The sequence below is a fragment of the Aliiroseovarius sp. S1339 genome (assembly GCF_023195695.1).
In the GTDB taxonomy this organism is placed as follows: domain Bacteria; phylum Pseudomonadota; class Alphaproteobacteria; order Rhodobacterales; family Rhodobacteraceae; genus Aliiroseovarius.
In genome coordinates this window covers 295012-312624 of the sequence record NZ_JALPQG010000004.1, presented here as the reverse complement: position 1 = coordinate 312624, position 17613 = coordinate 295012, and the positions used below count along the sequence as shown (strand labels likewise).

The window sequence follows — 17613 nt, the reverse complement described above, 5'->3', positions numbered from 1 at the left end:
ACCCTGAAAACCGTGCGCTTCCGCCAGGAAGGGCGCGCCGATTGGGGTGCAGAAAGAAAACATGGCTAAGAAGATGCTTATCGACGCCACCCACGCGGAAGAAACCCGCGTTGTGGTGGTGGATGGAAACAAGGTCGAAGAATTTGACTTCGAATCCGAAAACAAACGCCAACTAGCAGGCAACATATATCTGGCAAAAGTGACGCGGGTCGAACCTTCGTTGCAAGCGGCCTTTGTTGACTATGGCGGAAACCGTCACGGCTTTTTGGCGTTCTCAGAAATCCACCCAGACTATTATCAGATCCCCGTTGCGGATCGCGAAGCGCTTTTGGAAGAAGAGCGCGCCTTTGCAGAAGCAATGGCGTCCGAGGATGAAAAACCTCGCTCGCGCCGCCGCCGGTCGCGGTCCCGCGGTCGCTCGCAGGCGGAAGAGGCCAAAACCGATGACGCGGTGGCGACCAAAGAGGTTGACGCCACTGCGGAAACCTCTGGGGAAGCGACTGGGTCGGGCATGGATGTGATCGACCTGGACGACGCCAACGGTGATCCGCTTGAGGGTCAATCACCGATGGAGCTGGTTGGCGAAACGCCGGTTGAAGAACCCACCGATGACGCCAGCACCGATGTTTCTGATGACGACGCCGTCACCGATGCGGATACGTCAGATCAACAAGACAGCGACGATTCCGACGACGACGACGATGATGATGATGCGCCGCTTGATGCGTCTGAAAAAGACGACCAGATCGAAAGCGTTGCCGATGACGATGCGGCTGAGGATATTCGCCCACGCCGCAAACCGCGCGCCAAGCGTTATAAGATCCAAGAAGTGATCAAAGTGCGCCAGATCCTTCTGGTGCAGGTCGTGAAAGAGGAGCGTGGCAACAAAGGCGCCGCTCTGACCACCTATCTGTCGCTGGCAGGCCGTTACTGTGTCTTGATGCCCAATACCGCACGTGGCGGCGGGATCAGCCGCAAAATCACCAATGCCCCCGACCGCAAGAAACTGAAAGAGATCGCGGCTGAGATCGACGTGCCGAAAGGTGCGGGCCTGATCGTGCGCACCGCAGGGGCCAAGCGCACCAAGTCGGAAATCAAGCGCGACTATGAATATCTTCAACGGTTGTGGGAACAGATCCGTGAACTGACGCTGAATTCGTCGGCCCCCGCCAAGATCTATGAAGAAGGCAACCTGATCAAACGCTCGATCCGCGATCTGTATTCGCGCGAGATTGATGAGGTGTTCGTGGAAGGCGAGGCCGGGTATCGCACCGCCAAGGACTTCATGAAAATGATCATGCCGTCCCATGCCAAAAACGTGAAATTGTATCACGAGCAAATGCCGCTTTTCGCGCGCTATCAGGTGGAAAGCTATCTGTCGGGAATGTTCAGCCCCACGGTTCAGCTGAAGTCCGGCGGCTATATAGTGATCGACGTGACGGAAGCGCTGGTCGCTATCGACGTGAACTCTGGTCGGTCGACGAAAGAAGGCTCGATCGAGGAAACGGCGCTGAAGACCAACCTTGAGGCCGCAGAAGAAGTGGCACGCCAACTGCGTCTGCGTGACCTTGCTGGCCTGATCGTGATCGACTTCATCGATATGGATGAACGCCGCAATAACAATGCGGTCGAAAAGCGGCTGAAAGACAAGCTGAAAACCGACCGCGCGCGCATTCAGGTGGGCCGCATCTCGGGCTTCGGGTTGGCGGAAATGTCCCGCCAACGTCTGCGGCCCGGTATGATCGAGGCGACAACCCAGCCCTGCAACCACTGCCACGGCACAGGTCTGATCCGATCAGATGACAACCTAGCTTTGTCGATCCTGCGTCAGCTGGAAGAAGAAGGCGTGCGTCGTCGGTCGCGTGAAGTTCTGGTGAAAGCGCCGGTTGGCATCGTCAACTTCCTGATGAACTACAAACGTGAACATATCGCGCAGATTGAAGCGCGTTACGGTATGGCCGTGCGCATTGAGGCCGACCCGTTCCTGATCTCGCCCGATTATTCGATTGAGAAGTTCAAGACCGCGACCCGCACCGTTCCTGAAGTCTCGGCCCAGGTTGTGTCGGTCGACGCGTCATTGATGGATGACATCGACGATGCCGATGTGGTTGAAGAGGCCGAGGTGGTTTCGGAAGCAAACGGCGAGGAAGAGATCAAGCCGAAGAAGCGCCGTCGTCGACGTCGTCGGCGCAGGTCGTCCAACGGCGAAGATGGCCGTCAGGACAACCAGAATGGCGACAACGCTGCCGAGAATAGCGACAATAGCAGCAACGGCGAGGCCAAGGTTGCCTCCGACGCAGAGGGCGAGGCGGACAAGCCTGTGCAGGACGCCGACGAGAAACCCAAGCGCAAGCGCGCACCGCGTCGACGGGCCAATAAGGCTGATGAAGTTTCGGCTGATGCGTCTGAGGCCGAAGTTCCGGCAGAAGGTGTGGCAGAATCTCCTGCAGTAGACGCCGAAGCTGTCGCCAAACCCAAACGTGCCCCTCGCAAACGGGCGGCCAAGCCCAAGGCCGAGGAAGCTGTGAGCGATGCAACGGCAGAGGCGGACGCGGACGAGACACCCGCCGAAAAGCCGGCCCGCAAGTCGCGCGCCAGAAAGCCTAAGGCAGAGGCCGCTGAAGCCGCTTCGTCGACCGAGGTCGCGACAGACGAGGATGCCAAGCCTAAAAAGGCCACGCGCAAACGTGCCCCCGCAACCCGGAAGAAAAAGACGGAGGATGCGACACCTGCTGCCGCTAGCGAGTCAGACGCGAAACCGGCCCAGGCCCCGGAAAAAGCGCCCGAGCCTGTGATGGCCAGCGCCGAACCTGCTCCGGCAGCCGAGGCAAAACCAGAAGACCCACCAAAGCCGAAACGTAAAGGCTGGTGGTCACTGGGTGGCTAAGCGTTGAGCACAGGAAGGCCGGGCAATGTCCGGCCTTTCTTACGTCTTAGCCCTTGCGGATAAAGTAATGGGTAACCTCGCCGTGCTCCTGCTGGCTCACAAGCGTGTGTCCCTGTTCGGCGCAGAAATGCGGCACGTCAATCACTGCAGCAGGGTCGGTTGCTTGCACGCGCAAAACCTGACCCTTTTCAAGCGATTTCAAACGCTTGCGGGCTTTAAGCACGGGCAGGGGGCATAGCAGCCCCATTGCGTCAAGATCGTCGTCAAACTCCATATCTTTCCATAGGCGGTCGGCGTGGGTCTGTCTATCTGTTGGAGACCGCTAAACTGCACCAATATGTCGCGCAGTTGTGACGAACATGCAGGTGACGCCATCCTAATTGCGCGCTATGTGGAGGATATGTTTGGATTTGAACTCATCGACGCGAGCCTGCTTCCGGCTTTGATCATTGCCTTTGTCGCCGGAATTCTGAGCTTCCTCAGCCCGTGCGTGCTGCCCATTGTGCCGCCCTATCTGGCCTATATGTCAGGGGTCAGCATTGGTGAAATGAGCGAAGGGAAATCTGCGTCGCGCAAAGCCACCCTTGCCGCGCTTTTCTTCGTTATGGGGCTGTCTACGGTCTTTCTGTTCCTCGGCTTCGCGGCCTCGGCATTCGGGGCTTTTTTCCTGCAAAATCAAACGATTTTCGCGACCTTTGCAGGTATTGTCGTGATGGTGTTCGGCGCGCATTTTTTGGGCGTCATCTCGATCCCCTTCCTAAACCGCGACGCGCGGATAGATGCGGGCGATCAGGGCGGCAGCGCCTTTGGGGCCTATGTTCTTGGCCTTGCCTTCGCCTTTGGCTGGACCCCCTGTATCGGTCCGCAACTCGGCGCGATCCTATCGCTTGCGGCATCCGAAGGCTCCGTCGTGCGGGGCACCACGTTGTTGGCGATCTATGCCGCCGGATTGGGTATTCCGTTCCTTCTCGTCGCCGCGTTCTTCCCGCGCATGACCCGCCTGATGAATTTCATGAAGCGCCATATGGAACGGATTGAGCGGATCATGGGCCTGTTGTTGTGGACCATTGGTTTGATGATGCTGACCGGTGGGTTCTCGCGCTTCTCATATTGGTTGCTTGAAACCTTCCCGGCGCTGGCCGTGCTGGGCTGACCGCCGGGCCTATCAGATAAGGGCTTAATGTTGCCCGACTATCCGGCTAATGTTCGGGGGAAATCAGTCAGGCTGGGCCCATGGAAAAACACGACGCCCCCCCATCCCACACCACCCAAGAGGTGCGCCGCCGCCGGGTGTTCTACATCCCCGGCTACGATCCGATTCACCCCCGCAGATACCGTGAGCTTTACCGAAAGGAAGGTGCGGCACAGGCGGCGATCTCTGGCTATCAGATCGGTCTGATCGGACGACAAGGGCCGGGCACCTATGGCTGGCAAGTGACGGGCCGGATCGACGGCGCCGAGACCGAGGCAGAATTCGATGTGCTGTTCTGGTCTGACATTGTGCGCGACAGTATGGACCTGAACATCGCGCAGACCTATTTGCTGATGGCACGCACGGCGTGGACCTATGTCAGCTCGGGCGCATTGTGGCGGCTCATGCGTCTGCGCAAAGGGCCTGTGATCGCCGCGCTTTACCCGGTGGGGATGTTGATCCTGCAATTGGTGCTGGCGCTGCTTCTGGGCCACATTCTCGGTTTTACTGCCGCGTTTGTTGCTGGACATCTGACGCTGATGTCCGAAGCGATGGTTGTCGGATATTGGGTCGTCCTCTGCCTAACCGTGATCGTTCTGCTCAAGTGGTTTCGCAAGATCGACAACAAGCTTTATGTCTACTACCTGATGCATGACTACGCCTATTCCGCGCGTCTGAAAGGGGCGAATTCACCCGAGTTAGAGGCGCGCATGGCACTGTTCGCCGACCAGATCGCCGAGGCGCTGAACTCCGATGTCGACGAGGTTCTGGTGATCGGGCACAGCTCAGGCGCACATCTGGGCGTGTCGATATTGGCAGACCTCCTGCGCGCCGGGCACGTGCCGGATGGTGGCCCGGAGCTTGCCTTTCTGTCCCTTGGCCAAGTGGTGCCGATGGTCAGTTTCCTGCCTGACGCGCACAGGCTGCGACGCGATTTGCATGAACTCAGCGCTCAGTCCCTGATTGCGTGGGTTGATGTGACCGCTCCCGGCGATGGCTGCGCCTTTGCGCTGTGCGACCCTGTCGCCGTGTCCGGTGTCGCGCCGGAAACTGGGAAGCGCTGGCCGCTGGTCCTGTCTGCCGCGTTTACCAAAACCCTTAGCCCCGCGCGCTGGAAAGAATTGCGCTGGCGTTTTTTCCGCCTCCATTTCCAATACTTATGCGCGTTCGATCGACCCGGTGATTATGACTATTTCCAAATCACAGCGGGGCCGCTGACATTGGGGCACCGGTATAAAGACCGCCGACCCTCGGCCAGCCGAATCGAAACGCCTGTGTCGAAATACACGGGTATGGCGCCGTGACAGATCGCATCCCCCCCAAACCCCCGTCACGCGACGAGCGGGTGTCGTTGTGGCGATACGCGAAGCTGTTTCGCCGCGATATCCTGTCGGCGCAGCCCGCGCGCCTGTATCGCGCATGGATGGCCGAGTTCCGCACGCCGTTTTTCCGTAGCTATCTGTGCAACGACCCGTCGCTGGTTGATCTGGTGCTGAAGAAACGGCCTGACGATTTTCCAAAATCCGACCGTATACGTGAAGGCTTGGCCCCGCTGCTGGGCAATTCAGTCTTTGTCACCAATGGCGAGGTCTGGAAACGCCAACGCCGCATCATTGACCCGGCGTTTGAAGGGGGACGGCTGAAAGAGGTGTTTCCCGCGATGTGGGACGTCGCGGTGGCCACCGTGGACCGTTTGCACCCTTTGGCCAACGGCACCCCGGTCGAGGTTGAATCTCACGCGAGTCACGCGGCAGCAGACGTTATTTTCCGCACGCTCTTTTCGATCCCGATAGAAAATCAGACTGCTGCGCAGGTGTTCGATAAGTTCCGGGAACACCAGCGCGCGCAACCTGTGTTAAATCTCGGCGCGTTGTTGCCCCTGCCGCGCTGGATGCCGCGTTTCCACAGCCGCAAAACCAAGCAGACCGCAAGCCAGATACGCTGGTTGATCCGCGACCTGACCGCTGCGCGTCAGGTTGCAATCGACCAAGGCACCGCACCCGACGACCTTGCCACCAAGATTATGACAACAACCGACCCTGACACCGGCGACAGGTTCGACACCGCTGAGATGGTCGATCAGGTGGCGATTTTCTTCTTGGCTGGGCATGAAACCAGCGCGTCGGCCTTGGCGTGGGCGCTGTATTTGCTGGCGCTGTATCCCGATTGGCAGACCCGCGTCGCCGAGGAAGCACAGGCGCAGATTGACCCGGAAAAAGCTGAATTTTCTGTGATGTCCAAACTACGCCTATCACGTGACGTGTTTCGCGAAACGTTGCGCCTGTATCCGCCCGTGCCGATGATGGTCCGCGAGGCACGCTGCCCCGAGCATTTCCGGGGCCGTGATGTCCCCAAAGGCAGCCAGGTCGTGCTGAGCCCTTGGCACCTCCATCGCCACGAACGCCTGTGGGATCAACCCGATGATTTCGACCCCGGCCGGTTTCAGACCGAAAACGGGAAGGCGTGCCTGCGCAACGCCTATATACCGTTTTCCAGCGGGCAGCGGGTCTGCCCCGGTGCCGGATTTGCGATGATTGAGGGGCCGCTGATCTTGTCGATGTTGGTGCGCAGTTTCCGCTTCGCACTGGTTGCAGATCGTCCAGCAAACCCCGTCGCGCATCTGACCGTGCGCGGGAAAGATGGGATATGGCTATCGCTGACGCCCAGATAATGGTCGCCGATCCTCACCGAAAACCTACTCTACGGTGACCAGACGCCACCTTTTCCCCCCTATGATTGCCTTGTTGTCGGCCATTATGTCCCCATCTCAGTTGCACGAACAGTCCTGGGGGAGGATGCAATGATCCAGTTTTATTCAAGTTTCAACAAGCCGGATGGCGCGCGCAATCAACGCTTTTTGAAGTCCTATACGCTTGCCGTCCCGGCGTGGCGCAAGACCATTGTGCAGTTTGAGACTGAAGAGAACGATGAAGGCTTGTCGCGAAACGAGGTTGAAGAACTGTTCTCAGATATCTTGCAGCGCAAATCCGATGATGATTGCCTGACCCCTCAGGATGCAAAGCAACTTCGCCATGACACACGTTTGCGCCAAGCCTTGACCGCCCAACACTAATCTATGGGCGGTTGTCTGTGGTGGTTCAGTACATAGACGCGGATGGCCGAGGCCAACCCCCGGTCCACACCGCGCGCCTCGTCCACCTCAGCGGCCAATGCGTTCAGGGGCAGGCCGCGCGCCTTTGCGATGTCGCGGAATGCTTGCCAGAACTCCGGCTCTAACGATACCGATGTCCGGTGCCCGTGCAGGGTGAGGGAGTGTTTTTCTGGCCGTGCGCTCATGTCTTGTCTGACTGTGTGTCGCCGTCGCGTTTGTGACCGTTGAGGTCGCGGGCCAACTTCTCAGCCCGCGCTTTATCCAGCTGTTTGTCTGCCAATGTGCGCCCAAACTTCACGGCATTTTCATTGGCTTGGGCACGCTTCTTCACGCGGTTCTTCGCCTTGCGATGTTTGGACAGGCTGACCGGTTTCCCCATCAGGCCTTGGGGCCGATCATCTGTTCGGGGCGCACGACTTTGTCGAAGGTTTCTGCATCCACGAAGCCAAGCGCGATGGCCTCTTCCTTCAGGGTGGTGCCGTTCTTATGCGCGGTCTTGGCCACTTTCGTTGCGTTGTCGTAACCGATCGTCGGGGCCAGGGCCGTGACCAGCATCAGGCTTTCCTTCATCAGCTTGTCGATGCGGGGTTCGTTGGCTTGAATACCGTTTAACATCCGTTCGGTGAAGCTGTCGGCGGCGTCGCCCAGAAGCTGGATCGACTGAAGCAAATTATAGCTCATCATCGGATTATAGACGTTCAGTTCGAAATGCCCCTGCGAACCGGCGAAGGTCATCGCCGCATTGTTGCCCATGACATGCGCGGCAACTTGGGTCAGCGCCTCGGCCTGTGTGGGGTTCACTTTGCCCGGCATGATCGACGAGCCGGGTTCGTTTTCCGGCAAGATCAACTCGCCCAGACCCGAGCGTGGGCCGGAGCCAAGGAAACGGATGTCATTGGCGATTTTGTAGCAGCTGCCTGCCACTGTCGCCAAAGCGCCCGACATGAAGACCATCGCGTCATGGGCGGCCAGAGCCTCGAACTTGTTGGGGGCGGTGACGAAGGGCAGGTCGGTGATGCGCGCCATGTTGGCGGCAACCTCTTCGCCCCAACCAACCTTGGTGTTAAGCCCGGTGCCGACGGCGGTGCCGCCTTGGGCAAGCTCATAGATGCCGGGCAGGGCAAGCTTCACCCGCGCGATCCCTTGACGGATCATGTGGGCATAGCCCGAAAATTCCTGCCCCAAGGTCAGAGGCGTCGCGTCCTGCGTATGGGTGCGCCCGATCTTGATGATGTCTTTGAACTCAGCCTCTTTGGCCTCAAGGCCCGCCAGCAGTTTTTCCAGACCGGGCAGCAGCACGTCACGCACAGACATCGCGGTGGCGATGTGCATGGCGGTGGGGAAGGTGTCGTTTGACGACTGGCCCATATTGCAGTGATCATTGGGGTGCACGGGTTCTTTCGACCCGATCACGCCGCCCATGATTTCAATCGCGCGGTTTGCGATCACCTCGTTGGCGTTCATGTTGGACTGGGTGCCGGACCCGGTCTGCCAAACGACCAACGGAAAGTTGTCGTCAAACTTGCCGGCAACCACTTCACCCGCCGCCTGAATGACCGCGTCGGCAATTGCTCCGTCCATCGCACCGGATTTCTTGTTTGCTTCGGCACAGGCCTGTTTGATCACGCCAAGGGCGCGCACAATGGCGACGGGCTGACGCTCCCACCCAATGGGGAAGTTCATCAGCGAGCGCTGCGTCTGCGCGCCCCAATATTTGTCTGCGGGAACCTCTAGTGGGCCAAAGCTGTCGGATTCGGTGCGGGTCTGGGTCATATCTTGGCGCCTTTGTTATAAAACCGTCGCTGTTGTACCCGATTGTACACCGATTTCAATGCTGGTAGCGCCCGAACCGCCCGTATTTTGAGTGGTTTTGACGCTGAAATTCGAACGCCCTGAACCCATCGCCAGTGACCTGTTGGCCATTACTTGCGGAAACTGTCCAAGCTGACGATTTCTGCCTTTTTGGGTGTAACTTCGGCTTTTTCGGCATCCGGCGTGACGCGTTCGGGGTCTTCGACCGGCGAGTCCTCTTCTGCCAACTCGCCATCGTCGCTGGCTACATGAAGATCGGGGTGGTGTTCGTCCTGCATTTCAAAGCGCAAGCCAAATTCGACCGAGGGATCGACGAAAGTGTTGATCGCGTCAAATGGCACGAAAAGAGTTTCGGGCGCATCGCCGAAATTCAGCGTGACGGAAAAGCCCTCATCGCCGACATTCAGGTTCTCAAACCAATGTTGCAAAACGATGGTCATGTCGTCGGGGAAGCGATCGTTCATCCAATCGGCAATCTCGACCGCATCGTGGTTGGTGTCGAAATTTATGAAAAAATGATGCTCGCCGGGCAAACCGGTCTTTGACACGTTGTCCAGCACCTTGCGGATCAAGTCACGCATGGCGTCATGCATCAGGTTTCCATAGTCGATGGTGTCGGACATGTATGTTCTCTCCCGTGGGGTTGGGTCCAGAATAAGGGATTCGGCGGTGAAGAAAAGGCGCAAGATGGTTAAGGGCAGAGCATGGGAAGACCCGCGCCGACACCGGCCATGATCGCCAGGGTCAGCGGCAGGGACAAGCGGAGTCGTAACAGCAAGAATGCGGCAAGGCTGGCAAGGGCAACGGCAGCAAGGTTCAGGCTGGAAATGACAGGCAGGGTGGGGGCAAAGGCGGTGTCGGCGCGCGTTACGTGTTCGAAAAAGACGTGCAGTGCAAACCAGAGCGACAGGTTGGCGATCACGCCCACGACAGCCGCTGTGATGGCGCTGAGGGCGGATGTCAGGCGGGGCCGTGTGGTCAGCCATTCAACATGGGGGGCTGCGGCGAAAATCCACAGAAAGCAGGGTACGAAGGTGGCCCAAAGGGTCATCGCGGCGGCGGCCAGCGCAAATGCCGGCCCCGACAGCGTGTACCCGGCCATGTAGCCCACAAATTCCGTCACAAGGATCAGCGGCCCGGGGGTGGTTTCGGCCAAGCCTAATCCGTCCATCATTTGTGCGGGGGTCAGCCAGCCGTGGGTGTCTACGGCCTCTTGCGTCATATAGGCCAACACTGCGTAGGCACCACCAAAACTGACGACGGCGAGTTTTGAGAAGAACAGGCCAATCTTTGCAAGCGTGGCCGCCCCCGATGCGTAGGATACGGCAATGGGGGCAAACCAAAGCGATAGCCAAAGGGTGGCGCGCAGTAGCGTTTGTCGAAGCGATGTCGGTCGGGCTGGCGCTTGCGCCGCACTTGCACCCGATTTCGCACGCCACATCATACCGTAGGCGGCGGCAATCAGGATCACCAATGGGAAGGGGGCGTTAAAGGCATAGAGTGCGACGAAGGAGGCAAGCGCAATCACCCAATGGTCCGCGCGTTTCAGCGTTTTTCGAGCCAGCCGCAGGACGGCCTGGCTGACGATAATGACCACGGTGGCTTTCACGCCCAGAAACAGCGCCTCGATCACCGGGAGCCGTCCCCAATTGGCATAGGCAAAGGCCAGCGCCAGCATGACCGTGGCCCCCGGAAGAACGAACAAAAGCCCAGCGATCAATCCGCCAAGAACACCACGCAGCCGCCAACCAGCGTAGGTGCACAGTTGCATCGCCTCGGGACCGGGCAGCAGCATACAGAACGACAGGGCGTTCAGAAATTGCTGTTCGGTCAGCCAGGGACGATCGTCGACCAATTCCCGGTGCATCACAGCGATCTGCGCGGCAGGTCCACCAAAGGACATAAGCCCAATGCGAGTGAATACGCGGATCAGATCAGAAAGGCTTGGCGTCATGGCCGGATAGGGCCTTGATCCGCCCGCCGTGGCAAGCAAAACCTGTGTTAGGCCGCAATTCCTTCGCCAGACAGGCACAAGGCAAGGCTGTCGGGGGGCAGGTAGCCGAGCTGTTCAAAGAACGTCAGGAAATCAATTTGATTATAGGCTTCGACAACCTGCCCATCCTTAACGCGCGCCATGATCTGGCCAGTTGTTTGTACGGGCAAGCGATCTGCCAGTGTAACAGCGAAAACGGTGAACGTCGCCCAGACCCAGTCGCCCATTGCAACGTCGCGATCAAAGCGAATTTCGCTGATTTCGACCTGTGCCAGAACGGCTTCGGCCAACACCCGGAAGTCATCGGGTCCGACGCCGAAATCCATCACGCCCTGCGCTTCAATGTCGGGCGTGAACAAGCGGTCAATCGCGTCAAGGTCTTGCTGGACCCAGACCGTGTCATACCATTCTTTCAGAAGCTCTAATGAGGGCATGCGACGCTCCTTCCAATATCGTTGTTTGCGAGTTCTCTCATCTGCAAATCTATGGCGGAACGATTAATGATATGTAACCAGCGCCCGAAAAAGCGCCGTCACTGCCGAAATGAAAAAGGAAGTGCAGGCTTCTGTTGCCAGGTGCCTGCGAACCCCGCCTTACGCTGCTAGGCGCAAGGGCTTAAATCGGCAACTCGAACTGCTTACGCAGCCAGAGCCATAGCCGGAGCTTTGTTGTCATTTGCAACTAGCTTTAGTGAACCGATAACGGTGGTATCTCACCGAGACAAAGCAAACCCCTTTAGACGTCCGTCGATCCTATTTCGTCCCCATGATCCCCAAATGAGGGATGTTTGGTGGAGACGCCGGGTACCGCCCCCGGGTCCGATCCGCTTATTACGAGCGCGTTTATGTCCATAGTCCCCGAAGGGACATGAAACATATAGGCGATGATGGCAGCAAAGAGAAGACGTTGGCACGAAATTTATCTTGGCCATGGGCAGATGGGCATAGGCTCTGCACCTTAGGATGCGCCCCCCGGATGGCGGTTTGCAGCCGAACACCAGCAAGAAAATTCTCAGCAAGTTATCGCGGTACTGGCGGGTGTGTTCTGGCAGTGGAAAGCCGGTTTTTCGGCGCTGATCCGCCACGCGTTGAGGCGAGGGGTTGGGCAGGGTCTGTGTACGGAACCACTCACATGGAACCAAAGGAGAAACTCCCATGTCTCTACCAAACCAATACGAACAGCAGATGCTGGACCTGATCAATAAGGAACGCGAAGGCGCCGGATTGAACCAGCTGACATTCAACGGGCTGTTGAATGAGTCCAGCGAAGATCACAGCAAATGGATGCTGGACACGAACCAGTTTTCCCATACCGGTGAAGACGGATCGTCGCCGGGCGAGCGGATGGCCGATGCGAACTATCCGTTCGAAGGCAATTTCGGATCGGGCGAGAATATCGCGTGGCAAAGTGAACGCGGTGAAGAGGGGATCGCGGATGACGTGGTCCAGCTGCACGAGGGGCTGATGCAGAGCCCGGGGCACCGCGCGAACATCCTTAGCCCGACCTTCACCGATATCGGCATTGGTATCGAAGAAGGAGCGTTCACCGAAGGTGGCCTGACCTATGATGGTGTGATGGTGACCCAGAACTTTGGCAATACGGATGCCGACACCTCTGAGCCGACGCCTCAGCCTGACCCGCAACCTGAGCCTGATCCGCAACCTGAGCCTGATCCGCAACCTGAGCCTGATCCGCAACCGGAGCCGGACCCGCAGCCAGAACCGGATCCCCAACCTGAGCCGGAGCCAGAAACGCCCGACCAGCCTTGGGATGTTTCATGGTTGTTTGAGGCTGATCGCGATGGCGACGGTGAAAGCGATATTTTCGTGTTCGTGGAAAATGTCGACGATAGCCAAGATTTGCAGGACGGCATTGACTGGTTGATCGAGCAATTGGGCAATTGGGACTATGATGACGATGATGCGGGCGTTAACACCGCCGACATAGACACGGACGTCCCAGAGGCCGGGGCAACCGAGGTTGCGGATGCCAGCCAAGATGGTGATACGACCGACGGTCAGGATGTGTTCCCTGCCTGCTGGATGTATGGCGTCGCCTAATCGTTCCTGTGTCTGACCCGGCTTGCCATCGCGCAGGCCGGGTCTTTCTTTGTCTTCACCGAGCGGTTTCAGGCATGGCCGAGCGTGTGCGGGCAATTATTGCCAAGCCAATCCGTGCTCGGAGATAGGCTATCTGCGGTCTTTGGATTGGGTCAGCCGACTGCGGCCAAGCTCGACTGTATATTCTGCAAGCTGCCCCAGGCTGGCTTCGGCGGTCGGGCCATCTTGACCCTCAATTGCATCTGCCAGTTGCGTGTGAAACTCAACGATCCGATCCCGATCCCTCTGTGTATAGGTGATCATGTTCATCAAGGGCTGCATCGCCTCGACCGCGCCCGCCAGTTGATAGGACAGCACCGGATTGCCCGCGCCATCGACCAATGCGCGGTGAAAGGCCACGTCAGATGCACAGAACGCCTCGTCCGTCAGGCCGGGCTGGGTTTGGCGGTGGATTTCGGCGCGCATGGTGGCGAGGTGATCTGCGGTGCGACGCTGGGCCGACAGGGGGGCACAAGCGCGTTCCAGTGCATAGCGGGCTTCGCAGGCAGTTTCGAAATCCACTTGGTTCATCGACAGCAGCAAGGTTGAGGTGGTGATTTGCTGGCCGTAGGCTTCCTCAAACGACATTCGGTTCACGAACGCCCCACCGGATGCGCCGCGTTGGGTGCGGATCAGGTTTTGGGCAGCAAGGCGTTTCAGTGCCTCACGGACGGTAGAGCGTCCAACACCAAATTTGTCGCACAACTCGGCCTCGGATGGCAGGCGCTGATCGACCAGCAGGCTGCCGTTGATAATTGCGTCGCGAATGGCCTCGGCAATCTGCTTTGAGAGGTCCTGATTGTCGTCCAGATCAGTTTTCACGCTACGTCGCCTCTTAATTGTCTGACAATTCATTTGCCGGAACGGCAATTGTCAGACATTATCATTCCGACTCGCAAGATGGGGGAAGCATGTCCGTTTCGTCAAGGATAAGAACCATGAGCGCGCCGCATTGGCTGGCGCTGTTCGGGTTGATCCTTGTGGGGTGGGGGCTGCTTTATGCGATGGCGCTTCCGCCGGACGCGCTGGAATTGTCGCGCATCTATGGGGCGGACTTCTGGCGGTCGCTTTGTCTGGTTGAACCCGACAAGGCTGGGTTCCTTGGGCTCTTCGCCATGTGGGCGGTGATGTCGGCGGCGATGATGGCCCCGACCGCCTTGCCGACCTTCGCCACCTATGACGACATGATCGCCTCGGGCGCGGGGTCACGGCGCGGGTTTGGGGAATTGGTCTCGGGCTATCTGGTCATTTGGCTTGGCTTTGCCGTAATCGCTGCTGCGGGACAGTTGATGCTGTTTCGCGCGGGGCTGTTGTCGCCTCTGGGTCAAAGCATCTCGCCTTGGCTCACGGGTGCGCTGTTGATCGGGGCAGGGGCCTATCAGTTCTCGACCCTCAAAGACGCCTGCCTGTCGAAATGCCGCCAGCCGATGAGTTTCTTCATGCAATACTGGCGCGAGACGCGGTGGAACGACGCAGCCCTTGGCCTGCGCCTTGGTGCGATCTGCCTTGGTTGCTGCTGGGCGCTGATGCTTTTGGGCTTTGTCGGCGGGGTGATGAACCTTGCCTTCATGGGGCTCGCCACTCTCATCATGATTTTTGAAAAACTGCCGGATCTTGGCCGCTATCTGACCCGCCCCTTGGGCTGGGCGCTGATCGCGGGCGGGGTCTTGGTGCTTGTCCAGGGAGGATAACATGGACGGAACACAAGTCGGTCAGGTCGAATGGACCATCAAAGGGGAGCTGATCCTCAACTGTAACTGCACGGTCTTTTGCCCGTGTGTGGTGAGCCTTGGCAAACACCCGCCCACAGAAGGGCATTGCCAGACATGGGGCGGGGTGCGGATTGATAGCGGGCAATACGGCGATATTGACCTGTCAGGCTTGAACCTCGGTCTGATGATCGAAATCCCCGGCAATATGGGGCGCGGCAACTGGAAAGTGGCGCTGTTCGTCGATGAGCGCGCCAGTGACGATGCCTATGAGGCGCTGGTCACCATCTTCTCGGGTGCTGCCAAAGGCACGACGGGGCTGTTCCAAATGTTGGTGGGCGAATTCCTTGGCGCAGAACGCCAGCCGGTCACGTATGAGACCGAGGGCAAGACCCGCCACATCACGGTGGGGCGCAAGATCGACGGCGTCGTGCATCCGGTTGGCGGGGCGGACCCGGACGAGGATATTGTCATCCGTAACACCCAATACTGGATGGGGCCGGACATCACCGTCGCCACAGCCACCAAAGGCAAGCTGCGCGCGCATGGGCGGGTGTGGGACTTCGATGGCCGCTCGGCCGAGATCTGCCAGATCGACTGGAAAGGTCCCGGTCGCTAAGGCGGCCGGAGTTCTGGCACGGAAGCTCGACCCATGGCCCTGATCTCACCCTCCCGCCGCTTGCGGCGCACGCCCTTCAGCCCCGGTGTCGAAGCTGCCGGGGTGAAAGGCTATACGGTTTACAATCACATGCTGCTGCCGACTGTTTTTCGGTCGGTGGAAGAGGATTATCGCCACCTGAAAGACGCTGTGCAGGTCTGGGATGTGGCCTGCGAACGGCAGGTCGAGCTGCGCGGCCCGGATGCCGCCCGCCTGATCCAGATGCTGACCCCGCGCGACCTGTCAAAGATGCAGGACGGGCAGTGTTTCTATGTGCCTATGGTCGATGAAACCGGGGGCTTGCTGAATGACCCTGTGGCGGTGAAGCTGGATGACAACCGGTTCTGGATCTCGATCGCGGACAGTGATCTTCTGTTTTGGGTCAAGGGGCTGGCCTATGGGTTTCGGCTGGATGTGCTGGTGGATGAACCCGACGTCTCGCCCTTGGCCATTCAAGGGCCGAAGTCCGACGATCTGGCGGCGGCTGTCTTTGGCGACGCGGTGCGCGATATCCGGTTCTTCCGCTACAAGCGGCTGGCGTTCCAAGGGCGCAGCCTTGTGGTGGCGCGCTCGGGCTATTCTAAGCAGGGCGGGTTTGAGGTTTACGTCGAAGGCGCTGACATCGCCATGCCGCTGTGGAACGCGCTGATGGAGGCGGGCAAAAGCATGGATGTGCATGCCGGCTGCCCCAACGGGATCGAACGGATCGAGGGCGGGCTTTTAAGCTATGGTAATGACATGACCCGCGAAAATACCCCGCACGAGGCCGGGCTTGGGCGCTTTTGTTCGACCCAAAGCGCGCTGGGCTGTGTCGGGCGCGATGCGCTTTTGCGCGTGGCCAAGGAAGGCCCTGTGCAACAAATACGCGCAATCGAGATTTTGGGTGGCGTGCCCCCGTGTGATCGGGCGTGGCCCCTGATGGATGGGGATAAGCAGGTGGGGCAGGTGACTTCGGCCGCGAACTCGCCTGATTTCAACACCGGTGTCGCCATAGGTATGGTGCGTATGACCCATTGGGATACGGGCACCGAACTTGATGTGATGACGCCTGACGGGCCGCGTGCCGCGACCGTCTATGACACTTTCTGGATATAGGGAAACAACGATGTTTAAAGCACTTGTGATGGAGCAGAATGACGACGGGCTGGCCTCGGCAGAGATCAAGGAACTCAGCGAGGATCAACTGCCCGAAGGCAACGTGACCGTCGCCGTCGAATACTCGACCGTGAACTATAAGGATGGGCTGTGCATGTCGCCCAAGGGCGGCGGGCTGGTGCGCAATTATCCCCATGTGCCGGGGATCGACTATGCGGGCACCGTCGAGACCTCAGATGACGACCGCTACACGCCCGGCGACAAAGTTGTCCTAACCGGCTGGCGTGTGGGCGAGGTGTCGTGGGGCGGGTATGCTCAGAAGGCCCGGATCGCGGCAGACAAGCTGGTGCCGTTGCCCAAGGGGCTGGACACGCGTCAGGCGATGGCCGTGGGCACGGCGGGCTTCACGGCGATGCTGGCCGTGATGGCGCTGGAAGATCACGGATTGAAACCGGGGCAGGGACCGGTGCTGGTCACGGGGGCTGCTGGTGGCGTCGGCTCGGTTGCGACCGCCATTTTGGCCAATCTGGGTTACGAGGTCGCCGCCGTCACCGGGCGCCCCGATCAGGCGGACTATCTGAAAGGCCTTGGTGCCACCACCATCGTGCCGCGCGAAGAGCTGAACGAGACCGTCAAGCGCCCACTTGAGGCCGAGACTTGGGCTGGTTGCGTGGATGCCGTGGGCGGCGACATGCTGGCGCGCGTCTTGGGTCAGATGAAATACGGGGCGAGCGTGTCGGCGGTTGGTCTGGCCGGTGGCGCTGGGCTGCCTGCCACAGTCATCCCGTTCTTGTTGCGTGGTGTGAACTTGCTGGGCATCGACAGTGTGATGCAGCCTTACGAGAACCGCCTGCGCGCCTGGACACGGATTGCGAGTGATCTGCCGATGGACAAGCTTGAAGCGATGGTCCAACCCGCAACGCTGGCGGACCTGCCGGGCCTTGGCGCGGATATCCTGAAAGGTCAGGTCAAGGGGCGCGTGGTTGTCGATGTGAACGGCTGACGGCTGTTGTGACCACCCGCCATGTGCCTCTGCATGAGGCGGTTGGTCGCGGT

At 59.1% G+C, this 17613-nt stretch carries 18 protein-coding genes and 1 other RNA gene; 10 read left to right on the top strand and 9 right to left on the bottom strand.

All coding sequences use genetic code 11. From position 1 onward, the window contains the following. Nucleotides 1-61 precede the first annotated feature (61 nt). On the top strand, nt 62-2887 hold the full coding sequence (locus MUY35_RS08190; RefSeq protein WP_248365634.1) for a ribonuclease E/G: 2826 nt from the start codon (nt 62-64) through the stop codon (nt 2885-2887). Nucleotides 2888-2933: 46 nt separating this feature from the next. On the opposite strand, the gene MUY35_RS08185 is transcribed toward MUY35_RS08190, so the two are convergent. Further along, nucleotides 2934-3161 (bottom strand): sulfurtransferase TusA family protein, encoded by a 228-nt coding sequence (locus MUY35_RS08185; RefSeq protein ID WP_248365633.1) that lies wholly within the window; start codon nt 3159-3161, stop codon nt 2934-2936. 126 nt (nt 3162-3287) lie between these two features. Between MUY35_RS08185 and MUY35_RS08180 the strand changes: the two genes are divergently transcribed. The 4 genes from MUY35_RS08180 to MUY35_RS08165 all read left to right on the top strand — a co-directional run bounded on the left by MUY35_RS08180 (nt 3288) and on the right by MUY35_RS08165 (nt 7152). Next, nucleotides 3288-4040, top strand: a complete 753-nt coding sequence (locus MUY35_RS08180; protein ID WP_248365723.1) for a cytochrome c biogenesis CcdA family protein — start codon at nt 3288-3290, stop codon at nt 4038-4040. Between the two features lie 80 nt (nt 4041-4120). Beyond that, nucleotides 4121-5383, top strand: a complete 1263-nt coding sequence (locus tag MUY35_RS08175; protein WP_248365632.1) for a hypothetical protein — start codon at nt 4121-4123, stop codon at nt 5381-5383. Beyond that, nucleotides 5380-6750: a cytochrome P450 gene (locus tag MUY35_RS08170; RefSeq protein ID WP_248365631.1), complete on the top strand. Its 1371-nt coding sequence runs from the start codon at nt 5380-5382 to the stop codon at nt 6748-6750. Before MUY35_RS08175 ends, MUY35_RS08170 begins: the two co-directional genes overlap by 4 nt. A gap of 129 nt (nt 6751-6879) precedes the next feature. Further along, nucleotides 6880-7152 (top strand): hypothetical protein, encoded by a 273-nt coding sequence (locus tag MUY35_RS08165; RefSeq protein ID WP_248365630.1) that lies wholly within the window; start codon nt 6880-6882, stop codon nt 7150-7152. On the opposite strand, the gene MUY35_RS08160 is transcribed toward MUY35_RS08165, so the two are convergent. The 7 genes from MUY35_RS08160 to ssrA form a co-directional block, all read right to left on the bottom strand. Beyond that, entirely contained in the window at nt 7149-7376 is a 228-nt protein-coding gene (locus tag MUY35_RS08160; protein WP_248365629.1) for a ribbon-helix-helix domain-containing protein, read from the bottom strand. The genes MUY35_RS08165 and MUY35_RS08160 overlap by 4 nt on opposite strands. Further along, nucleotides 7373-7570 (bottom strand): DUF4169 family protein, encoded by a 198-nt coding sequence (locus MUY35_RS08155; RefSeq protein ID WP_248365628.1) that lies wholly within the window; start codon nt 7568-7570, stop codon nt 7373-7375. The genes MUY35_RS08160 and MUY35_RS08155 overlap by 4 nt, the downstream gene beginning before the upstream one ends. Continuing rightward, nucleotides 7570-8964 carry a class II fumarate hydratase gene (gene fumC, locus MUY35_RS08150; protein WP_248365627.1) on the bottom strand — a complete coding sequence of 465 codons (1395 nt, stop codon included), beginning with the start codon at nt 8962-8964 and terminating at the stop codon, nt 7570-7572. Before fumC ends, MUY35_RS08155 begins: the two co-directional genes overlap by 1 nt. 149 nt (nt 8965-9113) lie before the next feature. Beyond that, nucleotides 9114-9626, bottom strand: coding sequence for a ClpXP protease specificity-enhancing factor SspB (locus tag MUY35_RS08145; protein ID WP_248365626.1), 513 nt, complete (start codon nt 9624-9626; stop codon nt 9114-9116). A gap of 68 nt (nt 9627-9694) precedes the next feature. Next, nucleotides 9695-10957 (bottom strand): chromate efflux transporter, encoded by a 1263-nt coding sequence (gene chrA, locus MUY35_RS08140; RefSeq protein ID WP_248365625.1) that lies wholly within the window; start codon nt 10955-10957, stop codon nt 9695-9697. A 47-nt stretch (nt 10958-11004) separates the two neighbouring features. Then, on the bottom strand, nt 11005-11430 hold the full coding sequence (locus tag MUY35_RS08135; RefSeq protein WP_248365624.1) for a nuclear transport factor 2 family protein: 426 nt from the start codon (nt 11428-11430) through the stop codon (nt 11005-11007). 120 nt (nt 11431-11550) lie between these two features. Then, nucleotides 11551-11902, bottom strand: a transfer-messenger RNA (tmRNA) gene (ssrA, locus tag MUY35_RS08130). Nucleotides 11903-12150: 248 nt separating this feature from the next. On the opposite strand from ssrA, the gene MUY35_RS08125 reads away from it, so the two are divergent. Then, complete coding sequence (locus tag MUY35_RS08125) at nt 12151-13056, top strand: CAP domain-containing protein (RefSeq protein ID WP_248365623.1); 906 nt, start codon at nt 12151-12153, stop codon at nt 13054-13056. 129 nt (nt 13057-13185) lie between these two features. Here the strand turns inward: MUY35_RS08125 and MUY35_RS08120 are convergent, their stop codons facing one another. Beyond that, entirely contained in the window at nt 13186-13917 is a 732-nt protein-coding gene (locus MUY35_RS08120; RefSeq protein ID WP_248365622.1) for a FadR/GntR family transcriptional regulator, read from the bottom strand. A 116-nt stretch (nt 13918-14033) separates the two neighbouring features. Between MUY35_RS08120 and MUY35_RS08115 the strand changes: the two genes are divergently transcribed. From MUY35_RS08115 to acuI, 4 genes are read left to right on the top strand one after another with little or no spacing between them, the layout of a single operon-like run. Next, nucleotides 14034-14786 (top strand): DUF2182 domain-containing protein, encoded by a 753-nt coding sequence (locus MUY35_RS08115; protein WP_248365621.1) that lies wholly within the window; start codon nt 14034-14036, stop codon nt 14784-14786. Between the two features lies 1 nt (nt 14787). Continuing rightward, nucleotides 14788-15423 carry a DUF1326 domain-containing protein gene (locus MUY35_RS08110; protein WP_248365620.1) on the top strand — a complete coding sequence of 212 codons (636 nt, stop codon included), beginning with the start codon at nt 14788-14790 and terminating at the stop codon, nt 15421-15423. 33 nt (nt 15424-15456) lie between these two features. Next, on the top strand, nt 15457-16557 hold the full coding sequence (locus MUY35_RS08105; RefSeq protein ID WP_248365619.1) for a dimethylsulfoniopropionate demethylase: 1101 nt from the start codon (nt 15457-15459) through the stop codon (nt 16555-16557). Between the two features lie 10 nt (nt 16558-16567). After that, nucleotides 16568-17560 carry an MDR family oxidoreductase gene (acuI, locus tag MUY35_RS08100; RefSeq protein ID WP_248365618.1) on the top strand — a complete coding sequence of 331 codons (993 nt, stop codon included), beginning with the start codon at nt 16568-16570 and terminating at the stop codon, nt 17558-17560. Nucleotides 17561-17613 lie beyond the last annotated feature (53 nt).

Coding starts and splice junctions, on each gene's coding strand:
- MUY35_RS08190 (WP_248365634.1), top strand. CDS start 62: ATGGCTAAGAAGATGCTTATCGACGCCACCCACGCGGAAGAAACCCGC.
- MUY35_RS08185 (WP_248365633.1), bottom strand. CDS start 3,161: ATGGAGTTTGACGACGATCTTGACGCAATGGGGCTGCTATGCCCCCTG.
- MUY35_RS08180 (WP_248365723.1), top strand. CDS start 3,288: ATGTTTGGATTTGAACTCATCGACGCGAGCCTGCTTCCGGCTTTGATC.
- MUY35_RS08175 (WP_248365632.1), top strand. CDS start 4,121: ATGGAAAAACACGACGCCCCCCCATCCCACACCACCCAAGAGGTGCGC.
- MUY35_RS08165 (WP_248365630.1), top strand. CDS start 6,880: ATGATCCAGTTTTATTCAAGTTTCAACAAGCCGGATGGCGCGCGCAAT.
- MUY35_RS08160 (WP_248365629.1), bottom strand. CDS start 7,376: ATGAGCGCACGGCCAGAAAAACACTCCCTCACCCTGCACGGGCACCGG.
- MUY35_RS08155 (WP_248365628.1), bottom strand. CDS start 7,570: ATGGGGAAACCGGTCAGCCTGTCCAAACATCGCAAGGCGAAGAACCGC.
- fumC (WP_248365627.1), bottom strand. CDS start 8,964: ATGACCCAGACCCGCACCGAATCCGACAGCTTTGGCCCACTAGAGGTT.
- MUY35_RS08145 (WP_248365626.1), bottom strand. CDS start 9,626: ATGTCCGACACCATCGACTATGGAAACCTGATGCATGACGCCATGCGT.
- chrA (WP_248365625.1), bottom strand. CDS start 10,957: ATGACGCCAAGCCTTTCTGATCTGATCCGCGTATTCACTCGCATTGGG.
- MUY35_RS08135 (WP_248365624.1), bottom strand. CDS start 11,430: ATGCCCTCATTAGAGCTTCTGAAAGAATGGTATGACACGGTCTGGGTC.
- MUY35_RS08125 (WP_248365623.1), top strand. CDS start 12,151: ATGTCTCTACCAAACCAATACGAACAGCAGATGCTGGACCTGATCAAT.
- MUY35_RS08115 (WP_248365621.1), top strand. CDS start 14,034: ATGAGCGCGCCGCATTGGCTGGCGCTGTTCGGGTTGATCCTTGTGGGG.
- MUY35_RS08110 (WP_248365620.1), top strand. CDS start 14,788: ATGGACGGAACACAAGTCGGTCAGGTCGAATGGACCATCAAAGGGGAG.
- MUY35_RS08105 (WP_248365619.1), top strand. CDS start 15,457: ATGGCCCTGATCTCACCCTCCCGCCGCTTGCGGCGCACGCCCTTCAGC.
- acuI (WP_248365618.1), top strand. CDS start 16,568: ATGTTTAAAGCACTTGTGATGGAGCAGAATGACGACGGGCTGGCCTCG.